General features: G+C 70.9%; 22 protein-coding genes. 7 read left to right on the top strand and 15 right to left on the bottom strand.

The features are described from left to right. The first annotated feature begins 1 nt into the window (after position 1). Positions 2-673 (top strand): amino acid ABC transporter permease, encoded by a 672-nt coding sequence (locus tag Microterr_RS06845; RefSeq protein ID WP_263798727.1) that lies wholly within the window; start codon positions 2-4, stop codon positions 671-673. Beyond that, a complete protein-coding gene (locus Microterr_RS06850; protein ID WP_281974263.1) occupies positions 660-1,427 on the top strand; it encodes an amino acid ABC transporter ATP-binding protein in 768 nt (255 codons plus the stop codon). Before Microterr_RS06845 ends, Microterr_RS06850 begins: the two co-directional genes overlap by 14 nt. 3 nt (positions 1,428-1,430) lie before the next feature. Here the strand turns inward: Microterr_RS06850 and leuA are convergent, their stop codons facing one another. Next, the gene (leuA, locus tag Microterr_RS06855) at positions 1,431-3,185 is read right to left on the bottom strand and encodes a 2-isopropylmalate synthase (RefSeq protein ID WP_263798726.1); all 1,755 of its coding nucleotides are present in this window, start codon (positions 3,183-3,185) and stop codon (positions 1,431-1,433) included. 196 nt (positions 3,186-3,381) lie between these two features. Between leuA and Microterr_RS06860 the strand changes: the two genes are divergently transcribed. From Microterr_RS06860 to Microterr_RS06870, 3 genes are all read left to right on the top strand, one after another. Further along, positions 3,382-4,020: a hypothetical protein gene (locus Microterr_RS06860; RefSeq protein WP_263798725.1), complete on the top strand. Its 639-nt coding sequence runs from the start codon at positions 3,382-3,384 to the stop codon at positions 4,018-4,020. Between the two features lie 88 nt (positions 4,021-4,108). Further along, the gene (locus tag Microterr_RS06865) at positions 4,109-6,190 is read left to right on the top strand and encodes a CHAT domain-containing protein (RefSeq protein WP_263798724.1); all 2,082 of its coding nucleotides are present in this window, start codon (positions 4,109-4,111) and stop codon (positions 6,188-6,190) included. A 28-nt stretch (positions 6,191-6,218) separates the two neighbouring features. Then, positions 6,219-7,568 (top strand): hypothetical protein, encoded by a 1,350-nt coding sequence (locus Microterr_RS06870; protein ID WP_263798723.1) that lies wholly within the window; start codon positions 6,219-6,221, stop codon positions 7,566-7,568. 2 nt (positions 7,569-7,570) lie between these two features. Here Microterr_RS06870 and Microterr_RS06875 read toward each other — a convergent pair whose 3' ends face one another. The 12 genes from Microterr_RS06875 to lepA all read right to left on the bottom strand — a co-directional run bounded on the left by Microterr_RS06875 (position 7,571) and on the right by lepA (position 19,383). Then, entirely contained in the window at positions 7,571-8,506 is a 936-nt protein-coding gene (locus Microterr_RS06875) for an NADP-dependent oxidoreductase (protein ID WP_263798722.1), read from the bottom strand. A gap of 1 nt (position 8,507) precedes the next feature. After that, positions 8,508-9,416 carry a GTPase Era gene (gene era, locus Microterr_RS06880; RefSeq protein WP_263798721.1) on the bottom strand — a complete coding sequence of 303 codons (909 nt, stop codon included), beginning with the start codon at positions 9,414-9,416 and terminating at the stop codon, positions 8,508-8,510. Continuing rightward, complete coding sequence (locus tag Microterr_RS06885; RefSeq protein WP_263798720.1) at positions 9,413-10,681, bottom strand: hemolysin family protein; 1,269 nt, start codon at positions 10,679-10,681, stop codon at positions 9,413-9,415. Before Microterr_RS06885 ends, era begins: the two co-directional genes overlap by 4 nt. Then, positions 10,678-11,148 carry an rRNA maturation RNase YbeY gene (gene ybeY, locus Microterr_RS06890; protein ID WP_263798719.1) on the bottom strand — a complete coding sequence of 157 codons (471 nt, stop codon included), beginning with the start codon at positions 11,146-11,148 and terminating at the stop codon, positions 10,678-10,680. The genes Microterr_RS06885 and ybeY overlap by 4 nt, the downstream gene beginning before the upstream one ends. Beyond that, the gene (locus Microterr_RS06895) at positions 11,145-12,188 is read right to left on the bottom strand and encodes a PhoH family protein (RefSeq protein WP_263798810.1); all 1,044 of its coding nucleotides are present in this window, start codon (positions 12,186-12,188) and stop codon (positions 11,145-11,147) included. The genes ybeY and Microterr_RS06895 overlap by 4 nt, the downstream gene beginning before the upstream one ends. A 43-nt stretch (positions 12,189-12,231) precedes the next feature. Then, positions 12,232-12,579 carry an HIT domain-containing protein gene (locus Microterr_RS06900; protein WP_263798717.1) on the bottom strand — a complete coding sequence of 116 codons (348 nt, stop codon included), beginning with the start codon at positions 12,577-12,579 and terminating at the stop codon, positions 12,232-12,234. Positions 12,580-12,601: 22 nt separating this feature from the next. Further along, on the bottom strand, positions 12,602-13,339 hold the full coding sequence (locus tag Microterr_RS06905) for a 16S rRNA (uracil(1498)-N(3))-methyltransferase (protein WP_263798715.1): 738 nt from the start codon (positions 13,337-13,339) through the stop codon (positions 12,602-12,604). A gap of 13 nt (positions 13,340-13,352) precedes the next feature. Continuing rightward, positions 13,353-14,462, bottom strand: a complete 1,110-nt coding sequence (dnaJ, locus tag Microterr_RS06910) for a molecular chaperone DnaJ (RefSeq protein WP_263798714.1) — start codon at positions 14,460-14,462, stop codon at positions 13,353-13,355. 62 nt (positions 14,463-14,524) lie between these two features. Beyond that, positions 14,525-15,565, bottom strand: a complete 1,041-nt coding sequence (gene hrcA, locus Microterr_RS06915; RefSeq protein WP_263798713.1) for a heat-inducible transcriptional repressor HrcA — start codon at positions 15,563-15,565, stop codon at positions 14,525-14,527. Between the two features lie 78 nt (positions 15,566-15,643). After that, positions 15,644-16,861, bottom strand: a complete 1,218-nt coding sequence (gene hemW, locus Microterr_RS06920; RefSeq protein WP_263798712.1) for a radical SAM family heme chaperone HemW — start codon at positions 16,859-16,861, stop codon at positions 15,644-15,646. Between the two features lie 7 nt (positions 16,862-16,868). Beyond that, positions 16,869-17,519, bottom strand: coding sequence for a DUF1990 domain-containing protein (locus Microterr_RS06925; protein ID WP_263798711.1), 651 nt, complete (start codon positions 17,517-17,519; stop codon positions 16,869-16,871). A 10-nt stretch (positions 17,520-17,529) separates the two neighbouring features. Continuing rightward, positions 17,530-19,383 carry a translation elongation factor 4 gene (gene lepA / locus Microterr_RS06930; protein WP_263798708.1) on the bottom strand — a complete coding sequence of 618 codons (1,854 nt, stop codon included), beginning with the start codon at positions 19,381-19,383 and terminating at the stop codon, positions 17,530-17,532. A gap of 152 nt (positions 19,384-19,535) precedes the next feature. Between lepA and Microterr_RS06935 the strand changes: the two genes are divergently transcribed. Both Microterr_RS06935 and Microterr_RS06940 read left to right on the top strand, forming a co-directional pair. Continuing rightward, positions 19,536-22,340, top strand: coding sequence for an ExeM/NucH family extracellular endonuclease (locus Microterr_RS06935; protein WP_263798706.1), 2,805 nt, complete (start codon positions 19,536-19,538; stop codon positions 22,338-22,340). Between the two features lie 25 nt (positions 22,341-22,365). Next, on the top strand, positions 22,366-23,097 hold the full coding sequence (locus Microterr_RS06940) for an alpha/beta fold hydrolase (protein WP_263798705.1): 732 nt from the start codon (positions 22,366-22,368) through the stop codon (positions 23,095-23,097). On the opposite strand, the gene Microterr_RS06945 is transcribed toward Microterr_RS06940, so the two are convergent. Together Microterr_RS06945 and Microterr_RS06950 are read right to left on the bottom strand one after the other, a co-directional pair. Then, a complete protein-coding gene (locus tag Microterr_RS06945) occupies positions 23,086-24,333 on the bottom strand; it encodes an MFS transporter (RefSeq protein ID WP_263798704.1) in 1,248 nt (415 codons plus the stop codon). The genes Microterr_RS06940 and Microterr_RS06945 overlap by 12 nt on opposite strands. After that, the gene (locus Microterr_RS06950; protein WP_263798702.1) at positions 24,330-25,679 is read right to left on the bottom strand and encodes a GH1 family beta-glucosidase; all 1,350 of its coding nucleotides are present in this window, start codon (positions 25,677-25,679) and stop codon (positions 24,330-24,332) included. Before Microterr_RS06950 ends, Microterr_RS06945 begins: the two co-directional genes overlap by 4 nt. Positions 25,680-25,709: the final 30 nt, after the last annotated feature.

Raw genomic sequence — 25,709 nt, forward strand, 5'->3', positions numbered from 1 at the left:
GATGAGCGACCTGAGCGACCTCGAGCTCGCGCTGAGCTCGTTCTGGCCGATCGTCTGGGGCGGGATCAGCGGGACCATCCCGCTGGCCCTCGCCTCGTTCGCGCTGGGCCTGGTCATCGCGCTCGGCGTCGCCCTCATGCGGCTGTCCGGCAACCGCGTCGTCTCCGGCATCGCCCGCGGCTACATCTCGGTCATCCGGGGCACGCCGCTGCTCGTGCAGCTGTTCGTGATCTTCTACGGCCTCCCCTCGATCGGGGTGACGATCCCGTCGTGGCCGAGTGCGATCATCGCGTTCTCCCTGAACGTCGGCGGGTACGCCGCCGAGGTCATCCGCGCCGCGATCCTGTCCGTTCCGGCCGGGCAGTGGGAGGCGGCGTACACGACGGGCATGTCGCGCGGCATGACCCTGCGGCGCATCATCCTGCCGCAGGCCGCGCGGGTGAGCGTGCCGCCGCTGTCGAACACCTTCATCTCGCTCGTGAAGGACACCTCGCTCGCGTCGCTGATCCTGGTCACCGAGCTCTTCCGGGTGGCCCAGCAGATCGCCGCGTTCAGTCAGGAGTTCATGCTGCTCTACCTCGAGGCGGCGCTCGTCTACTGGCTGTTCTGCCTGGTGCTGTCGGCCGCCCAGGATCGCGTGGAGAGGAGGCTCGACCGCTATGTCGCAGCCTGACACACTGCTCACCGTGCGCGGCCTGCGCAAGAGCTACGGCGAGCACGAGGTGCTTCGCGGCATCGATCTCGACGTCCGCCGCGGCGAGGTCGTCGTGCTGATCGGCCCCAGCGGCTCGGGGAAGACCACAGTCCTGCGCTCGCTGAACGGGCTGGAGACGCCGGATGCCGGCACCCTCGCGTTCGAGGGCGGCCCCGATGCCGACTTCTCGGCGGGGCTGCCGCCTGCGACCCGCTTCGCCGTGCGCGATCGGTCGGGGATGGTCTTCCAGCACCACAACCTCTTCCCGCACATGACGGTGCTGCAGAACGTCATCGAGGGCCCGGTGCGGGTGCAGAAGCGGCAGAAGGACGAGGCGATCGCCGACGCGGAGGCGCTCCTCGCGCGTGTCGGCCTCAGCGACAAGCGCGACGCGTATCCGCACCGGCTCTCCGGTGGGCAGCAGCAGCGGGTCGGGATCGTCCGCGCCCTCGCACTGCGCCCGTCGCTGCTGCTGTTCGATGAGCCGACCAGCGCCCTCGACCCCGAACTGGTCGGCGAGGTGCTGAAGGTGATCACCGAGCTGGCGGCCGAGGGGTGGACGATGGTCGTCGTCACGCACGAGCTCGCGTTCGCGCGTCAGGTCGCCGACGAGGTCGTCTTCATGGACGCGGGAGCAGTGGTCGAGCGCGGGACGCCGGAACAGCTGTTCACGGCGCCCGCGCACGAACGGACCAAGCGCTTCCTGGATCGGATCCTGCGCCCGCTCGACTGAGGCTCAGACGGCCGCGAGTTCGCTCCGCCTGGTGCGGATCGCGCGGTTGACGCCCGACACGATCGCCTTCAGCGATGCCGTCGAGATGTCGCCGTCGATCCCCACGCCCCACAGCCGCACCCCGTCGACCTGCAGGTCGACGTAGGCGGCCGCCTGCGCGTCGCCGCCGGCGCTCAGGGTGTGCTCGACGTAGTCGTACAGCGAGATGTCGAATCCGCGCTGGCGCACGATGTCGAGGAACGCGGCGATCGGGCCGTTGCCGTGCCCGGCCGCTCCCGCGCTGTCGTCGCCGTCGCGGAGGGTGACATCGAGCGCGACATCGCCGGACAGATCGCTCTGCGTGCGGGTGCCGAGCAGCTCGAACCGGCCCCAGCGCTCGTGCGCGTGGTCGGAGGGCAGGTACTCGTCCTGGAAGATCGCCCAGATCTGGTCGCTGGTGACCTCGCCGCCCTCGGCATCGGTCTTGGCCTGCACGACGCCCGAGAACTCGATCTGGAGCTTGCGCGGCAGATCCAGCGCGTGGTCGGTCTTCAGCAGGTAGGCGACGCCGCCCTTGCCCGACTGCGAGTTGACCCGGATGACCGCCTCGTACGAGCGGCCCAGGTCCTTCGGGTCGATGGGCAGATATGGCACTGCCCACTCGATCTCGTCGACCGTCACGCCCTCGGCGGCCGCTCGGGCCTCCATCGACTCGAAGCCCTTCTTGATCGCGTCCTGGTGCGACCCGCTGAAGGCGGTGAACACCAGGTCGCCCGCCCACGGGCTACGCTCGGGCACCGGCAGCTGGTTGCAGTATTCGACCGTGCGCTTCACCTGGTCGATGTCGCTGAAGTCGATCTGCGGGTCGATGCCCTGCGTGAACAGGTTGATGCCCAGCGCGACGAGGTCGACGTTGCCCGTCCGCTCGCCGTTGCCGAAGAGGCATCCCTCGATCCGGTCCGCCCCCGCCATGTAGCCGAGCTCGGCAGCGGCCACGGCCGTGCCGCGGTCGTTGTGCGGGTGCAGCGAGAGGATCACGTTCTCGCGGTGGTCGAGGTGGCGGCTCATCCACTCGATCGAGTCGGCGTAGACGTTCGGCGTCGCCATCTCCACCGTGGCCGGCAGGTTGATGATGACCTTGCGCTCGGGTGTCGGCTCGAACACGGCGAGCACCTGGTTGCAGACGTCCACCGCGAACTCGAGCTCGGTGCCGGTGTAGCTCTCCGGCGAGTACTCGTAGTAGACCGTGGTCTCGGGGACCCGCTTCTCGAACTCGCGGCACAGGCGGGCGCCCTCGAGTGCGATGTCGATGATGCCCTGCTTGTCGGTGCGGAACACGACCTCCCGCTGCAGCACGCTCGTCGAGTTGTACAGGTGCACGATCGCCTGCTTGGCGCCGCGGATCGACTCGTAGGTGCGCTCGATGAGGTGCTCGCGGGCCTGCGTCAGCACCTGGATGGTGACGTCGTCCGGGATGAGGTCCTCTTCGATGAGCTGGCGGACGAAGTCGAAGTCGGTCTGGCTCGCCGAGGGGAAGCCGACCTCGATCTCCTTGTAGCCCATCCGCACGAGCAGATCGAACATGATCCGCTTGCGCTCGGGACTCATCGGGTCGATGAGGGCCTGGTTGCCGTCGCGAAGGTCGACGGCGCACCATCGCGGCGCCTGCGTGATGCGGGCGCCCGGCCAGGTGCGGTCGGGCAGCTCGACGCGGATCTGCTCGTGGAAGGGGCGGTACTTGTGCACCGGCATGCCCGAGGGCTTCTGGGTGTTGTCCATGATGTCGCTGTTCTCTCGTCAGATGAGGCGGGCCAACACCGAGCTCCGCGACGAGGAAGGCCCTAGAACGAGGCCTCGTCGCGGCAGCTAAGGAGGAGCTGGCCGAAGCGCATGTCTCGATGGTAGCAGGATGCCGCTGGGCAGGATGCGGCGGATCGGGGTGAGACGATCCACTTCTGCGCGACACTGAAGAGGTATGAACCGTCGCAGCCGACTTTCTGCCCTGCTCTCGCTCAGCGTCCTCGGGCTCGTCCTGAGCGCGTGCGCCACGCCCGCGGCGTCATCGGGAGCCTCCGATGCCGCCCCCGGGCTGTCGCTCGGATCGACCGCGCCCGGCCCACCGGCCGGTGAGGTGATCGGCCAGGGCACGGTCATGGACGAAGGCGGCAGCGTCGAGCTGTGCCTGGGCGCGATCGCCGAGTCGTACCCCCCGCAGTGCTCCGGCATCCCGCTCGAGAACTGGTCGTGGGACGGCGTCGACGGCAGCGAGTCGTCCGGCGATGTCACCTGGGGTGCGTACGCCGTGCAGGGCACGTACGACGGCGACACATTCACGCGGACGCAGGCGCCGATCATGCTCGCGCTCTACGACCCGATGATGGCGCCCGACCCGACCGGCGGGGAACCGGGCACGACGGACGAGGCCGCTCTGCTCGACATCCAGGCCCAGGTGACCGACCGTCTCGGCCCCGACGCGCTCGCGACCACCCCGCAGGACGGCTACCTGTGGGTCGACGTCGTGTGGGACGACGGAACGTGGCAGCAGGCCGCCGACGACGACTTCGGCGCGGGCGTCGTGATCATCCGATCCGCCCTGCAGGAGATCGCCGGGTAGGTATCTGGCACGGGGTGACCGCCCTCACTACTGTGTGGACAGACGGGATCCAGGGGGTGGGTCCCGCGCGAGCGTGGGCGGGGGCGCCATGGGGTCCTTCGAGGAGCGGGCATTCGAGGTCGTCCTCCTGGCGGCGGCCTTCCGGAATCCGCGCGGGCGTGCCTACGTCGCCGAGTTCTTCCCGGCGTCCGTGGTCGACCTGTACGACGCGGTCGTCGCGGACGGCGCGTGGCAGGCCGCCCGTAACCTGACCGAGCAGGGACTCGTCATCGCGCGGGCGCTGGACGAGTACCCCGATATCGCGGCCGCGTACCAGGCGAGCGTGGACGCGGGCGAGCTCGGATTCGGTGCGGGCGAGGACGAGGAGATGGATGCTGCGATCCGCGACGTGACGGCGGCGCTGGACCCGGGCGCAAGCGGAGCGGAGCCGGTCGAGTCAGCCGCCGATGATCCGGGCTCCGACGGACTCCTCGGCGCCACGGAGCCGGTCACGGAGCCGCTGGCCGAGGCTCCGCCCGAGCTGGCCCCTCCCCCGGTGGCCGCCGCACCTGCCGCTCCACCGCCGGTCGCCGCCGCACCCGCTGCCCCGCCTGCGGCGCCGCCGGCAGCCGGTGACGAGGTGCAGACCTGGCTGAACGCGGAGGTCGACAACGACGGCAACCCGCTCCAGGTCGCGACGCCCTACACGTTCGCGGTGTTCTTCGGCGAGAAGAGCGCGACCGCCCAGGCTGCCGCCGTCGCCACTCTGCGCATCCCGGACGCCGCAGACTCCATCGATCTGTCCGTGACGCTCGTGAGCAGCGATTTCGATACCCCGGCGCACCCGCAGACCCTCACGGTCGGGCGTGACGGCCGATCGAAGGGGCGTGCCCTATTCGAGATCACGCCGAATCACGACGGCCCGTCGACCGTCAGCGTCCTCGTCGACGTCGCGGGCAACTTCCTGCAGCGTCTCGACGTCACCTTCGATGTGGGCACGGACGCCGCACCGGCCGTCACCAGCTACGGGCGCCCGGTCGGCGCCGCGCAGGTGCTCGAGCAGCGCACCGCGACGATGCAGTTCCTGCCGGCCGTGGGCGGGTATCAGCTCATCGCGACCGCCGTCTCGCCCGACCCGATCGAGATCAGGATCACCCCCGATGAGCTCGCCGCCCGCATCGAGGGCGTGCGCGAAGTGCTGCTCGACACCGTGAAGAACCGCGACGTCGCCCTGAACATGACCATCTCGCCGGCCGACGCCTGGACGTTCCTGCAGGGCCTCGCCTTCGCGGGATTCCGGCTGTTCCAGTCGATCTTCGCCGGACCGGAGGCCTCCCGCGCGCTGAAGGACGTCGGGATCTGGCTGCGCGAGACCCTGTCCGGCGCCACCACCACGCTCCAGGTCGTGTCGACGGGATTCCCCGTCCCCTGGGCGCTCATGTACCTGACCGATCGGTTCGACGCCGCCCCGCCGTCGTGGGACAACTTCATCGGGATGCGCCATGTCGTCGAGCAGATACCGATGGCCGAGATCTCCGCGGTCCCGCCGGCCATCACCATCGATTCGACGCCTGACATGCGCGTGCGGGCGCTCTTCAACGACAGCATCGACGAATCGATGCCGTCCAAGCCGGTGGCCGAGCAGCGCCGCTACTGGGGCGGTCGTGGCGTCGCCTTGACGGAGGGTGCGAGCGTCGACGATCTGGTCAAGAGCGCCCTCGCCGCCGGATCCACCGACAAGGTCCTCTACCTCTACTGCCACGCGGAGGCATCGTCCAAGGACTCGGACGACTCCCGGCTCATCTTCACCGGATCGACCAGCGTCTCGCTCGGCCAGCTCGCCGTGTTCGCGCCGATCGAGGACGTGCTGGAGAGCCATCCGCTCGTCTTCATCAACGCGTGCGAGTCCGGTGAGCTCACCCCCAACTTCTACGACGGCTTCGTGCCCTACTTCCTCGCGAAGGGCGCGCGGGGCGTCATCGGCACGGAGTGCAAGACACCCGGGCTGTTCGCGAGCGAATGGGCGAAGGCGTTCTTCGACGAGCTGTTCGCCGGACGGCCCCTCGGAGAGGTCGTGCTCGAGCTGCGCAAGCACTTCCTCGCCGAGCACAACAACCCGCTCGGGCTGCTCTACGGCGTGCACTGCGACACCGACACCGTCGTCGCACCGGCGCTCGTGCGCAGCCCCTGACCCGACCCGCATCACCTGGAGGACCACCATGGCACTGCGCCGCATCCCCGGCTCGTCCCAGCAGTACTTCCTGATCGCGTACGACAAGCGCGGCGACGAGGTGCGAGACCCTGACGGCACCGTGGCGAGCGCCGAGGCGATCGCCGCCCTCACGGACGCCGCGGCGGCGGTGACCGACGTGTTCATCCTCAGTCACGGCTGGCAGGGCGACTACGACGACGCGATCAGCCAGTACGACCGCTGGATCGGCGCCGCCGACCCGGACACGGAGGGCGACGGCATCCGTCCCTTCGTGATCGGCTTGCACTGGCCCAGCAAGGCGTGGAGCGACCGCGAGCTGAAGGGCGCGCCGAGCGGCCTGCTGGGCGACGAGCCGGCCGCGGACGGGGACGCCATCACGGTGGACGAGGCCGTCGACGAGTATGCGGCGCAGCTGGGCGACTCGCCGGAGGTCCGGGCGGCCCTGTCGACGGTGCTCGCCTACGCGGCCGAGGTCGACCCCGGCCAGGATGCGACCGACGAGGACGCCCTGCCGGCCGATGTCGCCGACGCCTACCGCGTCATCGCGGCGGCGACGGCCGCCGACGACGGCGACGAGCCGCTGCTCGGCGGGGGGTGGGATCCGGATGCCGCATTCCAGACGGCGGCAGAGGCGCAGCCGGACGACGGCCTCCTGGGCGACGGATGGTTCCGCAAGCTCCGCGAGGCGGTGCTGACCCCGTTGCGTCAGCTGACGTTCTGGCACGGCAAGAATCAGGCGCGGGAGTTCGGTGAACGGGGTGCCGCTCGGCTCGTCCGCGCGGTCATGGACGCCACCCCCGCGCGCGTGCATCTGCTGGGGCACAGCTTCGGCACGATCGTCGTCTCGGGGGCCGTCCGCGGCCCGGGCGATGTGCCGCCCCCGCCGCCGCGGCCGGTGGACTCGCTCTTCCTGGTCCAGGGTGCGGTGTCGCTGTGGGCCTTCGCGGAGTCGGTGCCGGAGAGCATCGGCCGCGGTCGCGGCTACTTCGCCGACGTGGTCACGCCGCGATTCGTGTCGGGGCCCATCCTGGTCACACGGTCGCGATGGGACCACGCGGTCGGGAGGTTCTACCCGCTCGCTGTGCGCCTCGCCGGCCAGTTCCTGCTCGGCGACGATCTGCCCAAGTACGGCGGCATCGGCACCTTCGGCGCGCAGGGCGTCGAAGGAGCCGTCGAGCTGCCGCCGCTCCGACCAGGTTCACGACCCGCCGACCACTTCGCGGCGGGAACCGTGCACAACATCGAGGCGAGCGAGGTCATCGCCGAGCTCCAGGGCGCCTCCGGCGCCCACAACGACCTCGCCCACGCGGAGCTGGTGCGGCTGGCGTGGAGCGTGGCGACCTCGCGGGCGGACTGAGCTCAGGGCACCAGGGCGATCTTGCCCCCGGGGTGGCCCTCGGCGAGGAAGCGGACGGCTTCGCGCGCCTCGGCCAGGGGGTACGTGCGGGCCAGCGGCACCTGCAGGCGCCCCGCGTCCGCGAGGGCGATCAGCTCGGCGCGAACGCCGTCGCGGTACGCCGCACTCGCGGGCTGCGCGCCCGCGATGGCGCGGAACCCGGCCTCGGCGGCTCGCTGGGGCGCGGCGATCGTGACGATCCGGTCGCGGTCGGCGACGAGCTCCAGCGACGTGTCCACGGCCTCGTCGGTGCCCACGGCATCGAGCGCCGCGGCGACACCCTCGGGGGCGGCCGCGCGCACGCGGTCGGCCAGACCGGGGCCGTATTCGACCGGGATGCCGCCGAACCCGCGCACCCGCTCGAAGCTCGCCGGGCTCGCGGTGCCGACCACACGCACGCCGCGCTCCGCGGCGAGCTGCAGCACGGCGACGCCCACGGCTCCCGACGCGCCGTGGAGCACGACGGTCTCCCCCTCCGCGGCACCGACGACGTGCAGCATCTCGCTGGCCGTGGTGCCGGCCAGCAGCAGATTGGCCGCCTCCTCGTGACGCAGCGCCGAGGGTCCCGCGAGCACCTTATCCGCGGGGACGAGCAGCTCCGTCGCGTAGCCGCCCTGGACACGGAAGGCCACGACCCGATCGCCGACGCGGGCGTCGCCCGAGGCGATGCGGGTCCCGGGTCCGATCGCGGCGATCTCGCCGGACACCTCGTAGCCGATGGCCACGGGCAGCGTCGTCCCCGAGCGCGGCGCGGCGACGTGCTTGTAGTCGGCCGGGTTCATCCCCGCGGCGTGCACGCGGATCACCACCTCGCCCTCGGCGGGAGCGGGCACGTCCTGCTCGACGAACTGCCAGAGGTCGGGGCTCCCCCACGCCGGGGCGATCCAGTGCATCGCCATGTCAGAACCCCAGCCGACCGAGCTGCTTCGGGTCGCGCTGCCACTCCTTGGCCACCCGCACGTGCAGCGACAGATACACGCGGCCGCCGACGAGCGGTTCGATGCCCGCGCGGGCACGACGGCCGACATCGGCCAGACGGGAGCCCTTGCGCCCGATGATGATCGCCTTCTGGCTGTCGCGCTCCACGACGATGTTGGCGAAGACGTCTGTGAGGTCGCTGTCCTCCCGCGCGGAGATGTCCTCGATCGTGACGGCGATCGAGTGCGGAAGCTCGTCGCGCACGCCGTCGAGCGCGGCCTCGCGGATGATCTCGGCGATCCGGTCGTCGAGCGATTCGTCGGTGACGACGCCCTCCTCGTACAGAGCGGGTCCGGTCGGCATCATCGCCAGCAGCTCGTCGGTGAGCACGTCGAGCTGCTCGCGGGTGAGGGCGGACAGCGGGATGACGGCAGCCCAGTCGTCACGGAGGGCGTCCACCTCCAGGAGCCGCTCCGTGATCTGCTCGCGGGTCGACGCATCCGTCTTCGTCACGATCGCGACCTTCTTCGCCCGCGGGTAGCCGTCGAGCGATTCGGCGATGCGACGATCGCCCGGACCGACCTTCTCGATCGCGGGGACGCAGAAGCCGATCACGTCGACGTCGCCCAGGACGCTCTCGACGAGGTCGTTCAGCCGCTGGCCGAGCAGCGTCCTCGGCTTGTGGATGCCGGGGGTGTCGACGATGACCAGCTGCCCGGCGGGCCGGTTGAGGATGCCGCGGATGGCGCGGCGCGTGGTCTGGGGCTTGTCGCTGGTGATCGCGACCTTCTCGCCGACGAGGGCGTTGGTCAGCGTCGACTTGCCGACGTTGGGGCGCCCGACGAACGTCACGAACCCCGAGCGGGTCTCCTCCTGCGGTTCCTGGCTCATCTTCGTCCCTTTCTGCCGGTGCTGCGCTGCACGAACACGGTCGCGAGTCCGCGTCCGCGTCCGCGGGAGGTGCCTCCGGTGAGCACGAGACCCGCGTGCTCTACCGTGGCCCCTGGTTGGGGAACCTGTCCGAGCGCCTTGCCGAGCAGGCCGCCCACCGAGTCGACCTCGTCGTCCTCGAGCTCGATGCCGAACAGGTCGCCGACGGCATCGAGACCCAGTCGCGCGCTGACCTGGTAGCGGCCGTCGTCGAGCTCGACGATCTCGTCCGCGCGGGGGTCGTACTCGTCGGCGATCTCGCCCACGAGCTCCTCGATCAGGTCCTCGAGCGTGACGAGTCCGGAGACGCCGCCGTACTCGTCGACGACGAGGCACACGTGCACCGACTCGCGCTTCATCTGCTGCAGCAGGGTCTCGGCCTTCATGGACTCCGGCACGAAGACCGCGCGGCGCGAGATGCGGCTGATCGGCGCGTCCCGCCACGCCGTGTCGTCGCGGTAGGCGAACTGCACCAGGTCCTTCAGATACAGCACGCCGACGACGTCGTCCGCCTCATCATCGACCACCGGCATCCGTGAGACGCCCTTGTCGAGGAAGATCGTCATCGCGTCGCGCATGGTGGCGGTCGCGTCGACCGTGAGCATGTCGGTGCGCGGGACCATCACGGCGCGCACGAAGGTGTCGGTGAAGTCGAACACCGAGTGGATGAGCTCGCGGTCGTCCTCCTCGATGAGGTCCTGCGACGCCGCCTCGTCGATGATGCTGAGCAGCTGCTCCTCCGACGCGAACGTGGAGCCGGTGACGCCCGGCGTGACCCGGTTGCCGAGGGCGACCAGTCCGTGGGCGAGCGGCCCGAGGATCACGCGGACGCCGCGGATGAGAGGTGCCGCGCCGCGCAGCAGCCCCTTCGCGTGCTGGCGCCCCACACTGCGCGGACTCGCGCCGACCACCACGAACGAGATCCCGGTCATCAGGATCGCCGCGGCGAGCATCGCCCACCAGAGGCTCTCGAACAGGATGGTGAAGGCGACGGTGACCAGGACCGCCGCGGTGGTCTCGGAGAGGATGCGGATGAACAGCGCCGCGGTGGCGTGCGCCTCCGGCTCCTCGGAGATGTGTCGCAGCGCCGTGGCGTTGCGGCCCTGCGCACCCAGTTCGGCGAGGTCGTTGCGCGAGGTCACCGCCAGGGCGGCGTCGGCCGCGGCCATCAGCGATCCGAACGCCACGAGCAGCAGCGCGGCGAGCAGGAGGAGGAATGCGGTCATGCGTCGTGGCGATGTCGCTCGGTCGCCGCGAAGCTCTGGATGAGCTGCTTCTGCAGACCGAACATCTCGCGCTCCTCGTCGGGCTCGGCGTGATCGAACCCGAGGAGGTGCAGCAGGCCGTGCGTGGTGAGCAGGATCAGCTCATCCATCGTGGTGTGCTTCGCCGCGACGGCCTGCGACTCGGCGACCTGCGGGCACAGCACGATGTCCCCGAGCAGCCCGGCCGGCGTCGGGGCGTCCTCGGTGCCCGGCCGCAGCTCGTCCATCGGGAAGCTGAGCACGTCGGTGGGGCCGGGCTCGTCCATCCACTGCACGTGGAGGGCCTCCATGGCGCCCTCGTCGACCAGGAGGATCGCGACGTCCGCATCGGCGCTGACGTTGAGGTGCGCGAGGTTGTGCTCGGTGAGCCGCAGCAGCACCGTCTCGTCGATGTCGACGCCCGATTCGTTGCCGATCTCGATGGTCATGGTCGTCCTCGCTTCGGAAGGTGATCTCGTGGCCCGCTCTTGCGGCCGGCCCGCGGATCCTGAGCCTGTCGTCGTTCGGTGCGCCCGGCGAACTCGGACGCCTCATCGCGCTCGCGCCGGGCGGCGAGGCGACGCTCGTCGTACTCGCTGTACGCGTCCACGATGCGGCCCACCAGGGTGTGCCGGACCACGTCCTCGCTGGTCAGCGTCGCGAAGTGGATGTCGTCGATGTCGTTCAGCACACGTGTCACCAGGCGCAGGCCCGAGCTGCCCTGGGGCAGGTCGACCTGGGTGATGTCGCCGGTCACGACCATCCGGGTGCCGAACCCGAGCCGGGTGAGGAACATCTTCATCTGCTCGGGCGTCGTGTTCTGCGCCTCATCGAGGACGACGAAGGAGTCGTTGAGCGTGCGCCCGCGCATGTAGGCGAGCGGTGCCACCTCGATCGTGCCGCTGGCCATCAGCTTGGGCACGAGCTCGGGGTCGATCATCTCGTTCAGTGCGTCGTAGAGCGGCCGGAGGTAGGGATCGATCTTGTCGGTGAGGCTCCCGGGGAGGAACCCGAGCCGCTCCCCCGCCTCGACGGCGGGCCGCGTCAGGATGATCCGGCTGACCTCCTTGCGCTGCAGCGCCTGCACGGCCTTGGCCATCGCGAGGTAGGTCTTGCCCGTGCCGGCGGGGCCGATCCCGAACACGATCGTGTTCTCCTCGATGGCGTCGACGTAGGCCTTCTGCCCTGGCGTCTTCGGGCGGATCACCTTGCCGCGCGACGACAGGATCGCCTCGCCGAGAACCTCCGAGGGGCGCGCGCCGCCCTCCGCGCGCAGGATGCGACCCGACACGGCGACGTCGGCCGGGTCGAGGCCGTGGCCGGCGCGGGTCATGACGATGAGCTCGTCGACCAGGGCGCGGGCGGCGGCGACGGCGTCGGCGTCGCCGGTCAGCGTGATCTCGTTGCCGCGCACGTGGACGTCCACGTCGGGATGCTCGCGCTCGACCACGCGCAGCAGGCGGTCCTGCGGGCCGAGGAGCTGCACCATGGCGACGCCGTCGGCGTACACCGTCTCCACGATCGGGGTGTCGTCAGCCACGGAGGCTCTTCTCGTCGAGTTCGCCGCCCAGCAGATGCGCGTGGACGTGGAAGACGGTCTGCCCTGCACTCGGACCTGTGTTGAAGACGAGGCGGAAGTCGCCGCCGGTGTGCTCCGTCGCGAGGCTGTTGGCGAGGCCGATGAGCTCGGCGAGCAGGTCGGGGTCACCCGCGGCGAGCTCGACCACGTTGCGGTAGTCCTGCGTCTTCGGGATGACGAGCAGATGGACGGGCGCCTGCGGCGCGATGTCGCGGATCGCGAACGCGTTGTCGGTCTCGCCGACGATCTCTGACGGGATCTCGCCGGCGAGGATGCGGCTGAAGATCGAGGGTTCGCTCATTCGCCCAGTCTATCGACGGGGCTCACCACCGGCCCAGAGCGGTGCTGATCACCGCGAGGGCGGCGGGGCCGGCTGTGGAGGTGCGCAGCACGGTCGCACCCAGGCGCACGGCGGTGGCGCCGGCGCCGGCCAGAGCAGTCAGCTCGCGGTCGTCGATCCCGCCCTCCGGGCCCACCACCAGGACGATGTCGCGCTCGTCCTCCGGTGCCAACGGCAGCGCGCTGAGCGCCACGTCGGCGGTCGGCTCGAGCACCAGCAGACGGGATGCTGCGGCCCGCGCGGTCAGCATCGTCGTGGTGTGCAGCTCGGCGACCTCGGGGATCCAGGCACGGTGGGCCTGCTTGGCGGCCTCCCTAGTGATGCTCTGCCAGCGCGCACGGCCCTTGGCCGCCTTCGCGGCATCCCACCGCGAGACGCTGCGCGCAGCCTGCCACGGCACGATCTCGTCGGCGCCGAGCTCGGTCGCCGCCTGGATCGCGAGCTCGTCGCGGTCTCCCTTCGCGAGCGCCTGCACCAGCACGAGCCGGGGGCGCAGCGGCTCGTCGAGCGCGCGCGCGACGACCTCGACCACCACTTCGCGGGGCGTGACCGACACGCACTCCCCCGTCAGCCGGACGCCGCGGCCGTCGCCGAGCGTCACCGTCTCGCCCACCCGTACACGGCGCACCGCGGCGGCGTGGTGCGCCTCGGCGCCGGTCAGTGCGATGCGCTCTCCCGGCTGGGCGGTCGCGGCATCGTCCACGACGAAGTGCAGCGCCATGTCCTGCCGCCGCTCAGGCGTTCCGGAAGCGGTCGCGGAGCTTCGCGAACAGGCCCTGATGGAACTCGGCCAGCTGCGGCGCGGGGGCCTTGGTGCGCTTGGCGAAGTCCTCGATGAGCGCGCGCTCCTTCGCGTCCAGGCGCGTCGGGGTCACCACGTGCACGCCGACGCGCAGGTCGCCGCGCTGGGTGCCGCGCAGCGGCGTGATGCCGCGGCCCTTGATGGTGAGCACATCGCCCGCCTGGACGCCGGCGCGCACCTCGAGGTCGACCGGTCCGTCCAGCGACTCGATGGTGGTCTCGGTGCCGAGGATCGCGTCGGACATCGACACCTCGAGCGTGGCCAGCAGGTCGTCGCCCTCGCGGCTGAACACCGGATCGGGAGTGACGGTGACCTCGATGTACAGATCGCCGTTGGGTCCGCCGGCCGGGCCGACCTCGCCGGAGCCCGGCAGCTGGAGCCGCAGGCCGGTCTCGACGCCGCCGGGGATGTCGAGCGACACGGTGCGGCGCGCCCGGACGCGACCCTGGCCCTGGCAGGTCGCGCACGGGTAAGGGATGGTGGTGCCGTAGCCCTGGCACGACCCGCACGGCTGGCTGGTCACCACGTTGCCGAGGAGGCTGCGCACCTGGCGCTGCACGTGACCGGTGCCGTGGCAGATGTCGCAGGTGACGGGCGAGGTGCCCGGCTGCGTGCACGAGCCGTCGCACGTCTCGCAGAGCACGGCCGTGTCGACCTCCAGGTCGCGGTGCACCCCGAAGACGACGTCCTTCAGGTCGAGCGTGACCCGCACGAGGGCGTCCTGTCCCCGCTCGCGGCGCGACCGGGGCCGCCCGTTCCGCTGCCCGCCGGCTCCGCCGAAGAAGGTCTCGAAGATGTCGCCGAAGCCGCCGAATCCGCCGGCGCCGCCGAACGGCGAGTCGCCGCCCCTGTCGTAGTTCGCGCGCTGCTCCGGGTCGCTCAGCACGTCGTACGCGTGCGTGACGAGCTTGAAGCGCTCTGACGCGTCCTCCCCAGGGTTCACGTCCGGGTGCAGCTCGCGGGCGAGCCGGCGGTACGCCTTCTTGATCTCATCGGGGGTCGCCTCACGCGAGACCCCGAGAACTTCGTAGTGGTCAGCCACTTTCGCCTTCCTGCCAGCGCTGTGCGCTGGGTCGTCCGATCACGGATGCGGTGACACCGCGCTCAGCGCGCGGCGTCGTCGTCTTCGAGCATCCGGGTGAGATAGCGCGCGACGGCTCTGACCGCCGCGAGATTGGTGGGATAGTCCATCCGGGTCGGGCCCATGACGCCCACGCGGGCCCGCGACCCGGTCGCGTCGTAGTCGCTCGCCACGAAGGAGGCCTCCGAGAGTCCGAACGCCTCGTTCTCGCGGCCGATGCTCGCAGCGAGACCCTGCTCGTCCGCGGTCATCTCGCTCATCAGCCGCAGGACGGTGACCTGCTCCTCGATGGCCTCGAGCAGCGGGTAGATGCTGCCGCGGAAGTCGGCCTCGCGCCTGGCCAGGTTGGCGGCGCCGGCCATCACGAGGCGATCCTGGCGGAAATCCTCGAGCTCCTCTGCGACGACCGCGGCGATCGCCGCGATCGCGGTGTCCTCCTCGGTCGGCTGCGTCGCGACCACGGCGAGGTGCTCCAGCACCAGCTGGGCGCCCTCGCGCACCGACTTGCCGACAATCAGTCCGGCGATGCCCGCGCGCACGCGGGCGAGGGCGTCGTCGTCGAACTCCACGCGCACGAAGGCGATGCGCTGCGAAACCCGCCCCGTGTCGGTGACCAGGACCACCAGCATCCGTCCGCCGCCCAGCTGCACCAGCTCGACGTGCGAGACGTGCGCGCGCGCGAACGACGGGTACTGCACGATCGCCACCTGGCCGGTGAGCTGGGTGAGCGCCCGCACGGTGCGCACCAGCACGTCGTCGAGGTCGCCCGGACGCTCGAGGAACGACGAGATCGCGGCCCGCTGAGCGGGGCTGAGCGGACGCAGCTGCGCCAGGTGGTCGACGAACACGCGGTAGCCCTTGTCGGTGGGCACGCGACCAGACGACGTGTGGGGTGCGGCGATGAGCTCTTCGTCCTCGAGGGCGGCCATGTCGTTGCGGATCGTCGCGGCCGAGACGCCGAAGGCGTGGCGGTCGACGATCGACTTGCTGCCCACCGGCTCGCGGGTGTCGACGTAGTCCTGCACGATCGCTCGCAGCACCTGCAGACCGCGTTCGGTGACCATGACGCCTCCTCCCGCTGCTGGCACTCCCGTTACCTGAGTGCCAATTCTACTGGATGCCGCCGGATGGGTGGGGGAACCTCACTCGGTGAGTGCCCTGACGACGGCGTCCGCGAGCAGACGTCCCCGCAGGGTGAGCACGACGCGCCCGGCGAAGGCGGCGGCCGCGTCGATCAGTCCGTCGGCGATCAGGCCGGCCACCGCGCTGCGGCGATCGGGCGCGACGGCGGCGATCTCCAGGCCGTCGCGGATGCGCGAGCGCAGCAGCACATCCTCGAGCCGGCGCGACGCCGCATCCGGTCGTTCCCGTGCCGCAGCGGGCGACTGGCCCGCGGCGAGCCGCTGCGCGTAGGCGGCGGGGTGCTTGACGTTCCAGAACCGGAGGCCCTGGATGTGGCTGTGCGCCCCAGGACCGAACCCCCACCAGTCGGCGCCCTGCCAGTAGGCCAGGTTGTGTCGGGAGCGGTGCGTGTCGTCCCTGGCCCAGTTGGACACCTCGTACCAGTCGAAGCCGGCGGCGCCCAGCAGCTCGTCCGCGAGCTCGTACATGTCGGCCTGGAGGTCGTCGTCGGGTGCGGGCACCTCGCCCCGGCTGATCTGACGGGCGAGCTTCGTGCCCTCCTCGATGATGAGCGCATAGGCGGAGATGTGATCGGGGACGAGCGACACCGCCGTCTCGAGGCTGCGGCGCCAGTCCTCCAGCGACTCCCCCGGCGCGCCGTAGATGAGGTCGACGCTCACGTCGAGACCCGCGGACCGCGCGGCCGACACCGCGGTGGCGACGTTGTCCGGGTCGTGGGTGCGGTCGAGCGCGGCGAGCACGTGCGGCACGGCCGACTGCATCCCGATCGACATGCGGGTCACCCCGGCCGCGGCGAGTTCGGCCACGACCGCGTCGGTCACGGTGTCGGGGTTCGCCTCGACGGTGATCTCCGCGTCGTCCGCGAGCCCGAATGTGCCGCGCACGCCCGCCAGCATCCTGCCCAGGTCCCCCGCGGGCAGGAGCGTCGGGGTGCCGCCGCCGAAGAAGACCGTGCCCGCGGGCCGGAGTGGGCCGGCGTCGGCCAGGACCGCGGCGGCCAGCTCCACCTCCTGCAGGAGCGTGTCGGCGTACGCGTCCTGGCGGGCGCCCCGGAGCTCGGTCGCGGTGTAGGTGTTGAAGTCGCAGTAGCCGCACCGGACGCGGCAGAACGGCACGTGGAGGTAGACCGAGAACGGGGCATCGGCCGGCACCGCGATGTCGTCGGGCAGCGCGCCGTCCGCGGGGGCCGGCTCGCCGTCTGGTAGCGCCGCGCCCATCAGGGCCTCACGCGGGCGTCGCGTACAGCGGCGAGATCGCGCGCAGATAGCGCTGGAACAGCTCGCGGCGGCGACGGCGGATCAGCGATTTCACGAGCCGGTACGTCCATGCGGCCGGGGCGTCGAAGGCGCGGACGGTGAACCAGACCTCGTCGTTGTCGCGCCATTCGAGCATGAACGACTCCTCGCCGGACACCACGGAACCGCCCACCGTGCCGAGTGCGAAGCCGATCCGCCTGCCCTCCTCGACCGCGAAGATCACGCGCAGCTCGCCGTCGGCCCGCATCCCGGCGACCCGCCCGGACACGCGGACCGTGGTGCCTGCGGCGACGTACGGCGTGCCGTCCGAGTCGAACCGCTGGTCGGCCTCGTTGCGGCTCGGAGCGACCGGGTTTCCCTCGGCGTCGAAGCTGACGCCGGAGTACATCGGGCCGGCCGCGGGCCGGATCTCGCCGAGCGTGAGGCCGGCTCCCCGCAGTGCCGCCCACGAGAGCAGGGCCTCGCCGGCCGAGTGGAACCGCGACTCGCCGCTGCCGATCCGCCAGGACTCCTGCGCGGGGATGCTGCGCTCCGGCGGATACTGCATGAGGTCGGGCGCCTGGGTTGCTCCGACGGCGGCGTAGTCGACCGTGTCGTCTGTGAAGGTGCCGCGACGCATGGCTGCCAGCCTACTTCTTGTCCTTGGTCTCGACATCGCCGGAGAGCGCGGCGATGAACGCCTCCTGGGGGACCTCGACGCGGCCGACCATCTTCATCCGCTTCTTGCCCTCCTTCTGCTTCTCCAGGAGCTTCCGCTTGCGCGAGATGTCGCCGCCGTAGCACTTGGCGAGCACGTCCTTGCGCATCGCGCGGATCGACTCGCGCGCGATGATGCGGGCGCCGATCGCCGCCTGGATCGGCACCTCGAACTGCTGCCGCGGGATCAGCTTCTTCAGCCGCTCGGTCATCAGGACGCCGTACGCGTAGGCCTTCTCGCGGTGCACGATGGCGCTGAACGCATCCACCGGCTCGCCCTGGAGGAGGATGTCGACCTTGACCAGGTCGGCCTCCTGGTCGCCGCTCGGCTCGTAGTCGAGCGAGGCGTACCCGGCGGTCTTCGACTTGAGGTGGTCGAAGAAGTCGAAGACGATCTCGCCGAGCGGCATGCTGTACCGGATCTCGACGCGGTCCTCGCCCAGGTACTCCATGCCGAGGAGCGTGCCGCGGCGCGACTGGCACAGCTCCATGATCGTGCCCACGTAGTCCTTCGGGGCGAGGATCGCCGCCTTGACCATCGGCTCGGTCACGCTGGCGATCTTGGTGCCGGAGGGGAACTCGCTCGGGTTCGTGACCGTGAAGGACTTCTTGTCGTCGGTGACCACTTCGTACGTGACCGACGGGGCGGTCGAGATGAGGTCGAGGCCGAACTCGCGCTCGAGGCGCTCGGTGACGATCTCGAGGTGGAGCAGTCCGAGGAACCCGCAGCGGAACCCGAAGCCGAGCGCCACCGAGGTCTCCGGCTCGTAGTTGAGCGACGCGTCGGAGAGCTTGAGCTTGTCGAGCGCCTCGCGCAGGACGGGGTAGTCGCTGCCGTCGATCGGGTACAGACCGGAGAAGACCATCGGCTTCGGGTCGGTGTATCCGGGGAGCGCGCGATCGGACGGCTTGGCGGCGTTGGTCACCGTGTCGCCGACCTTCGACTGGCGCACGTCCTTCACGCCGGTGATCAGGTAGCCGACCTCGCCGACGCCGAGTCCCTTGGTCGGGTTCGGCTCCGGCGACGAGACGCCGATCTCGAGCAGCTCGTGGGTCGCCCTGGTCGACATCATCTGGATGCGCTCGCGCGGCTTCAGCGCCCCGTCGATCATGCGCACGTAGGTGATGACGCCGCGGTACGCGTCGTAGACCGAGTCGAAGATCATCGCGCGCGACGGCGCGTCGGGGTCGCCCTTCGGCGCAGGGATCTGGCTGACGACGTGATCGAGGAGCTCCTCCACGCCCATGCCGGTCTTGCCGCTGACGCGCAGCACGTCCTCCGGCTTCCCGCCGATGAGTCCGGCCAGTTCCTTGGCGTACTTCTCGGGGTCGGCCGCGGGGAGGTCGATCTTGTTGAGCACCGGGATGATCTGCAGATCGTTCTCCAGCGCGAGGTACAGGTTGGCGAGGGTCTGCGCCTCGATGCCCTGTGCGGCGTCCACGAGCAGGATCGCGCCCTCGCAGGCGGCGAGGGAGCGGCTCACCTCGTAGGTGAAGTCGACGTGACCGGGGGTGTCGATCATGTTCAGGGCGAACGTGCCCTCGGGTGTCGACCACGGCATCCGCACGGCCTGCGACTTGATCGTGATGCCGCGCTCGCGCTCGATGTCCATGCGGTCCAGGTACTGGGCCCGCATATCGCGGTCGGAGACCACGCCGGTGATCTGCAGCATCCGATCGGCCAGCGTGGACTTGCCGTGGTCGATGTGGGCGATGATGCAGAAGTTGCGGATCAGCTCAGGAGGGGTGGCGGACGGCTCGAGAGGCTTCAGGGCGCGCGGTGACATGTCCCGACGATTCTACGGGGGGATGGATGCGGTTTCCCCCAGACCCTTGCCAGCGGCCGGACGGATAGGCAGGGTGGATGCGGGGAGCACAACTGGGGAACGGATCATCAGTCCGCCGCACCGTCGGCGCCGAAGTGAAGGAGCCCCCGCTCGTGAGCCATCATTCCCCCTCCCCCCGCGCCCTCGCAGCCACCGTTGCGGTCGCCGCGCTCGTCCTCGCCGGATCGGCCGCAGGACAGGCCGCGACCGCTGCCCCCAGCGTCACGGCCCCCGTCGTGATCGACGAGGTCTACGGCGGTGGCGGGAACTCCGGTGCGCCGGTCGACCGCGACTTCGTCGAGCTCTACAACCCGGGCGCGCAGGTCGTGGACCTGTCCGGGTGGGCGATCCAGTACGCATCCGCGGCGGGGACGAGCTGGCAGGTCACGACGCTGCCGGCGGGGACGGGGATCGAGCCGGGCGGACACCTCCTCGTGGGGCAGGGCGTCGCGGGGGCCTCGGGATCGCCGATCGAGCCGGACGTCAGCGGGACCACGCTCATGGGCGCCGCCGCGGGCAAGGTCGCGCTGACGGCGACGGCGACGGCACTCGCCGGATGCGGAGCGGACTGCAGCGCGGTCGCCGCGGTGGTGGACTTCGTCGGATACGGCACGACGGCGAACGACTACGCCGGCGCCGGCCCCGCGCTCGGCGCGTCGAACGCGCTGTCGGTGGCGCGGAGCGCGGCGCACGCCAACACCGCGGACAACGCCGCCGACTTCACGGCCGGCGCACCGACGCCCCAGGCGGGCGGCGGGACCGACCCCGAGCCGGATCCCGACCCTGTCGAGGCAACGATCGCCGAGATCCAGGGCACGGGGGCAGCGTCTCCGCTCGCCGGGAACCGCGTGGTCACCAGGGGCGTCGTCACCGCGAGCTACCCCACCGGCGGCCTCAACGGCTATGTGGTCCAGACGCCCGGCACCGGCGGCGGCGATCCGTCCGCCCGGACCGCCTCCGATGCGCTGTTCGTGTTCTCGCGGAGCACGGTGGGCGCGGTGGAGATCGGCGACCACGTCGAGGTCGTCGGCGAGGTGAGCGAGTACTTCGGACTCACGGAGCTCACCGTCGCCGCGGCCGACGATCTGACGGTCCTCACGGAGCCGGCGGCGCCCGTCGTGCCGACGGCGGTCTCGTGGCCGGCGACCCAGGACGCGCGCGAGGTCTTCGAGTCGATGCTCATCCAGCCGGCGGGCGCGTACACCGTGACGAACACCTTCTCGACCAACCGCTTCGGCGAGGTCGGCCTCGCCTTCGGCGACGAGCCGCTCCACCAGCCGACCGACCGTGCACTCCCCGGCTCGGCCGACGCTGCGGCGATCGCGGCCGACAACGCCGCGAGGGCCGTCGCCCTCGACGACGGGTCGTCGACCGACTTCCTGACCGCCGCCGCGTCCAGCCAGACGCCCGCCTACGTCTCGCAGATCGAGCCGGTCGTCGTGGGCGCGTCGGTCGCCTTCGACGCGCCGCTCATCCTCGACTGGCGCAACAGCGCATGGAAGTTCACCCCGACCAGCCAGGTGGTGGGCGACGGTTCGGGCGACGACCCGGTGACCTTCTCCCCCGTGCGCACCGCCGCGCCGGAGGACGTCGGCGGCGACGTGTCCGTGGCTTCGTTCAACGTGCTGAACTACTTCACGACGCTGGGTGCGGCCAACCCCGCCTGCGAGCCGTTCGTCGACCGCACGGGCGACGGGGTGACCGTCGACGAGGGCTGCGATCAGCGCGGGGCCTGGGACCCGGAGGATCTCGCGCGACAGCAGGAGAAGATCGTGTCGGCGATCAACGCCCTCGACGCCTCGGTGATCGGGCTGATGGAGATCGAGAACTCGGCCAGGCTCGGCGAGGAGCCGGATGAGGCCACCGCCACTCTGGTCGCCGCACTCAACGCGGCCGCCGGCGAGGACACGTGGGCCTACGTGCCCTCCTCGCCGGAGCTGCCTGCCGCGTCCGAACAGGACGTGATCACGAGCGCGATCATCTATCAGCCGGACGAGGTGACCCGCTCCGGACCCTCGCGGGCGCTGGGCACCCAGTCCGGCGCCGACCAGGCGTTCGGCAACGCGCGCGAGCCGCTCGCCCAGGTGTTCCGGCCCGCCGACGGCGGGGAGCGGTTCCTGTTCGTGGTGAACCACTTCAAGTCGAAGGGATCCGCGGGGCCGTGGCCCGGCGACCGCGATGCCGGCGACGGGCAGAGCCTGTCGAACGAGTCGCGCGTGCGCCAGGCGACCGCGCTGCGCGACTGGGTCGCCGGCATCCGGGGAGACGTCGACTCGGTGGTGCTGGCCGGCGACTTCAACTCGTACGGCCAGGAGGACCCGCTGCGCCTGCTGTACGACGCCGGATACGTCGACGCGGAGCAGTCGCTCGGCATCGACAGCTCGTCGTACTCGTTCTCCGGGCTCTCGGGCTCGCTCGACCACATCCTGCTCAGCGGCCCCGCCCGCGAGCGGGCGACCGGGGGCGATGTGTGGAACATCAACTCCGGTGAGGTCGTCGCGCTCGAGTACAGCCGGTACAACTACCACGGCACCCTGTTCCACGCGGCAGATCCGTACCGCTCGAGCGATCACGATCCGGTGCTGGTCGGCCTGGAGGCGGGGACGGACGAGCGCACGGCGACGAGGACGACGCTCGTCGCGGTCCCCCCGCTGCACATCAACCGACTGCTCCCGGCAACCCTCGTGGCCGTGGTGAGCACGGACGATCGCACCCGCCCGGCCGGCGAGGTGCAGTTCTTCGAGGGCGACGAGCTGATCGGATCGACGGCGGTGACCCGCGCGGGCATCGCGAAGCTCCGGCTGCCGAGCGTGATCGCGCGTGGCACCCATTCGTACACCGCGGTCTTCGTTCCGGCCGACCCGGAGGCGCAGCGCGGGTCGACATCGAAGGCGGTGAAGGTGATCGCCGTGCGCTGAGCCGAACCTGCAATAGCCTGGGGTCATGGTCGTCCAGGTCGTGCTCGTGCACGGCATCAGGACGTCCGCGACCATGTGGCGTGCGCAGGTCGCGCACCTGCAGGAGCGCGGCAACCCGGTGACGGCGGTCGACCTGCCAGGGCACGGCACCCGCATGGACGAGACCTTCACCCTCGACGGTGCGTTCGCGACGATCGACGAGGCCGTCCAGGACGCCGCAACGCGGGGTCCGGTGCTGCTGGTCAGCCACTCGATGGGCGGCCTGGTCTCGATCGAGTACGTCGGCCGGGAGGACCGGCCGCCCGTCGCCGGTTTCATCGCCGCCTCCTGCACGGCGGTGCCCCGCGGGCTGGGTCTCGCGACCTACCGCTTCCTGGCCCGCCGATTCGACTCGCTCCCCGACCGCGGCCTGTGGCTGAGCGAACGGGTGCTGTCGCGCACGCTCCCGGCCGAGACCAGGGAGGACTTCGGCGCAGGCGGGTACGCGTACGACGCCCAGGATGTCGCCCTGCGCAGCCTGTCGGTGCTCGACCTGATGAGCGCGCTGGCGCGGATCGACGTGCCGCTGTGGTTCGTCAACGGCCAGTACGACCAGCTGCGCGTCAACGAGAAGCTGTTCCTGGCCGTGGCGAAGCACGCCGAGCTGGTGGTCGTCCCCCGCACCACGCACCTGGTGACCGCGATGCGACCGCACGTCTTCAACGCGCTGCTGGATGTGGCAGTGGCGACCCTGGAGCGGGAGCGCTCAGACGACTGACGGCGCCTCCGTACGGGTGCGGATCGCGAGCGTCATGAGCCCGCCGACGATCGAGAGCACACCGCCGACCGCGAACATGAGCGAGAACCCGCCGACGAGGGCGACGAGGCCCGCGCCGATGAGGGGCCCGAGCAGCTGACCGAGGCTCGCGGAGACGTTGACGAAGCCCAGATCGCGCGCGTGGTCCTCCGGGAACGGCAGCAGGTCGGTGCCGAGCGCGAGCCCGACCGACATGTACGCGCCGTAGCCGACCCCGAGCAGAGCTGCCCCGATCATCGTGGACTCGTACGTCGGGAAGGCGGCGATGAACAGCGCCGCGGCACCCTGCACGATCGCCGACCACAGCACGATCCCGACGCGCCGTCCGGTGCGGTCGGACACGGCGCCGGAGACGATGGATGAGGCCACCACGAACACCGTGTAGATGACGATCAGCAGGAGCAGGTCGTCCTCCGCGGTAACGGGGTCGCGGTGCAGCCCGTAGAGCAGGAAGAAGAACAGCAGGCCGGTGCCGAGTGCGTTCCCGATGTTGACGATCAGGCGGCCGCCCAGCATCCAGGCGAAGTCGCGGTCGCCGAGCGCGGCGAGACGGGCGGACAGCGCACGCGCCTCGCGCGCGACGGCCGACTGCGCCGGTGCCGGCGGGTCGGGCAGCAGGAGCGCCGCAGCGACACCGACGATCGCGAGGAAGCCCGCGAGCACGAGGTAGCCGGTGACGGTGCCGAGTTCCAGGAGCACGATCACGCCCACGCCGACGATGATCCCGAGCGCCTGCGAGGACGACACGGCAGCGGATGCTGCGCCGCGCTGCGTCGTGAGCTGGTCGGCGATGAGCGCGGTGAACGCGGCGGAGGCGACCGCGGTGCCGACGGAGACGCCGACCCAGGCGAGCCCGACGCCCCACGGCCCCTGCGCGAAGCTGATCGCCACGAGCGACACGGTGCCGAGGGCGACGCCCACGAGCGCCCAGGGGCGGCGCCGGCCGAACGCGCCACGGGTGCGGTCGGACAGGCCGCCGGCGAGCGGACCCGCGATGACGCCCGCGATACCGCCGACGGCGAGGACCAGTCCCGACGAGACGACGCCCGAGACCCAGCCGTCCGCGTCGTCAGGGGTGTTGAGCTGGAGCGGGATGAGCAGCTGCAGCGGGGTGAGCTGCACGGTCCACAGCGCCAGCCATGCCAGCGTGAACAGGACGAACCATTTCGCCCCCACGCGTCCCTGGGTCGTTGTCACGATCGTGCCTCCTCGATGAGTGTGCGGTACCAGTCGAACGACGCCTTGGGTGTGCGCCTGCCGGTCTCGTGGTCGACGTGCACGAGTCCGAACCGCTGCGTGAAGCCCTCGGCCCACTCGAAGTTGTCGAGCAGCGACCAGACGGTGTACTCGTCGATGCGCACGCCTCGGTCACGGGCCTCGCCGACAGCGGCGATGTGGCCCCGCAGGTAGGCGATGCGGTCGTCATCCTGGATCGCGCCGTCGACGGCGTCGGGCTCAGGGAAGGACGCGCCGTTCTCGGCCACGATGATCGGCGGGAGACTCTCGCCGTAGCGCTCGTGGAAGTCCACCAGCAGGTCGGTGAGGGCGCTCGGCACGATCGGCCACTCCACGCCGAACCCGGTGTGCGCAGCATCCGGCGTCAGGACGAGCACGAACGGAACGGGACTGTCCGACGGGGCGGCGCCGATCGTGGTCGGGTTGTAGAAGTTGAGACCGTAGACATCGGTCGGGGTGGAGATGATCTCGAGGTCGCCCGGCTCCACCGGCATCGGGGGCATCCCGAGCGCCTCGATGTCCGGGTAGCTCCCGAGCAGCACCGGTTCGGCGAAGATCCGGTTGTGCAGCACGTCGTACACATGGGCCGCGGTCTGGTCATCGGCCGATGGCGACGCGGCACGCACATCGGTGTGGTTGTTGACGATGCCGATCGTCTGCGCGCCGCGACCGCGAAGCACCCGTGTCGCGAGTCCGTGGCCCAGCAGCTGGTGGTGCACGGTGGGCAGCGAGGCGAACAGCAGCTGCCTGGCGGGCGCGAGCTCGCCGATCGCGTACCCCTGCAGAGAGGTGGAGACCGGCTCGTTGATCGTGTACCAGTGCGTCACGCGGTCGCCGAGGGCATCGGCGACGAGAGCGCTGTAGTCGGCGAAGCGGTACGCGGTGTCCCGGTCGAGCCACCCGCCCCGCTCCTCGATGATCGACGGCAGGTCCCAGTGGTAGAGCGTGGGGAACGGCGTCACCCCTGCGGCCAGGAGCTCGTCGACGACGCGGTCGTAGTAGCCGATGCCGTCCGGGTTCGCCTCACCAGAGCCTGTCGGCTGGACGCGCACCCACGAGATCGAGAAGCGGTACCGGTCGACGCCCAGGCGGGCGAGCAGGTCGACGTCCTCCCGGTAGCGGTGGTAGCTGTCGGGTCCGGGCTCCGCGGTGGACCCGTCGCGGACGGCGCCCGGGGTCTCCACGAAGTCGTCCCAGATGGAGCGCCCCCGGCCTCCCGCGGTGCGCGCTCCCTCGACCTGGAACGCGGCGGTCGCCGCCGACCAGCGCAGACCGCGCAGCGGCGGGACAGGGGGGTGATCGGGCACGACGGAGCTCCTTCGCTCGGGGACGCCTCG

Source organism: Microbacterium terricola (genome assembly GCF_027943945.1).
Lineage (GTDB): Bacteria > Actinomycetota > Actinomycetes > Actinomycetales > Microbacteriaceae > Microbacterium > Microbacterium terricola.

Excerpts from the sequence above, each read along its gene's own strand:
- Microterr_RS06845 (WP_263798727.1), top strand. The coding sequence starts at position 2 with ATGAGCGACCTGAGCGACCTCGAGCTCGCGCTGAGCTCGTTCTGGCCG.
- Microterr_RS06850 (WP_281974263.1), top strand. The coding sequence starts at position 660 with ATGTCGCAGCCTGACACACTGCTCACCGTGCGCGGCCTGCGCAAGAGC.
- leuA (WP_263798726.1), bottom strand. The coding sequence starts at position 3,185 with ATGGACAACACCCAGAAGCCCTCGGGCATGCCGGTGCACAAGTACCGC.
- Microterr_RS06860 (WP_263798725.1), top strand. The coding sequence starts at position 3,382 with ATGAACCGTCGCAGCCGACTTTCTGCCCTGCTCTCGCTCAGCGTCCTC.
- Microterr_RS06865 (WP_263798724.1), top strand. The coding sequence starts at position 4,109 with ATGGGGTCCTTCGAGGAGCGGGCATTCGAGGTCGTCCTCCTGGCGGCG.
- Microterr_RS06870 (WP_263798723.1), top strand. The coding sequence starts at position 6,219 with ATGGCACTGCGCCGCATCCCCGGCTCGTCCCAGCAGTACTTCCTGATC.
- Microterr_RS06875 (WP_263798722.1), bottom strand. The coding sequence starts at position 8,506 with ATGGCGATGCACTGGATCGCCCCGGCGTGGGGGAGCCCCGACCTCTGG.
- era (WP_263798721.1), bottom strand. The coding sequence starts at position 9,416 with ATGAGCCAGGAACCGCAGGAGGAGACCCGCTCGGGGTTCGTGACGTTC.
- Microterr_RS06885 (WP_263798720.1), bottom strand. The coding sequence starts at position 10,681 with ATGACCGCATTCCTCCTCCTGCTCGCCGCGCTGCTGCTCGTGGCGTTC.
- ybeY (WP_263798719.1), bottom strand. The coding sequence starts at position 11,148 with ATGACCATCGAGATCGGCAACGAATCGGGCGTCGACATCGACGAGACG.
- Microterr_RS06895 (WP_263798810.1), bottom strand. The coding sequence starts at position 12,188 with ATGGTGCAGCTCCTCGGCCCGCAGGACCGCCTGCTGCGCGTGGTCGAG.
- Microterr_RS06900 (WP_263798717.1), bottom strand. The coding sequence starts at position 12,579 with ATGAGCGAACCCTCGATCTTCAGCCGCATCCTCGCCGGCGAGATCCCG.
- Microterr_RS06905 (WP_263798715.1), bottom strand. The coding sequence starts at position 13,339 with ATGGCGCTGCACTTCGTCGTGGACGATGCCGCGACCGCCCAGCCGGGA.
- hrcA (WP_263798713.1), bottom strand. The coding sequence starts at position 15,565 with ATGGTCACCGAACGCGGTCTGCAGGTGCTGCGAGCGATCGTGCAGGAC.
- hemW (WP_263798712.1), bottom strand. The coding sequence starts at position 16,861 with ATGGGCGCGGCGCTACCAGACGGCGAGCCGGCCCCCGCGGACGGCGCG.
- Microterr_RS06925 (WP_263798711.1), bottom strand. The coding sequence starts at position 17,519 with ATGCGTCGCGGCACCTTCACAGACGACACGGTCGACTACGCCGCCGTC.
- lepA (WP_263798708.1), bottom strand. The coding sequence starts at position 19,383 with ATGTCACCGCGCGCCCTGAAGCCTCTCGAGCCGTCCGCCACCCCTCCT.
- Microterr_RS06940 (WP_263798705.1), top strand. The coding sequence starts at position 22,366 with ATGGTCGTCCAGGTCGTGCTCGTGCACGGCATCAGGACGTCCGCGACC.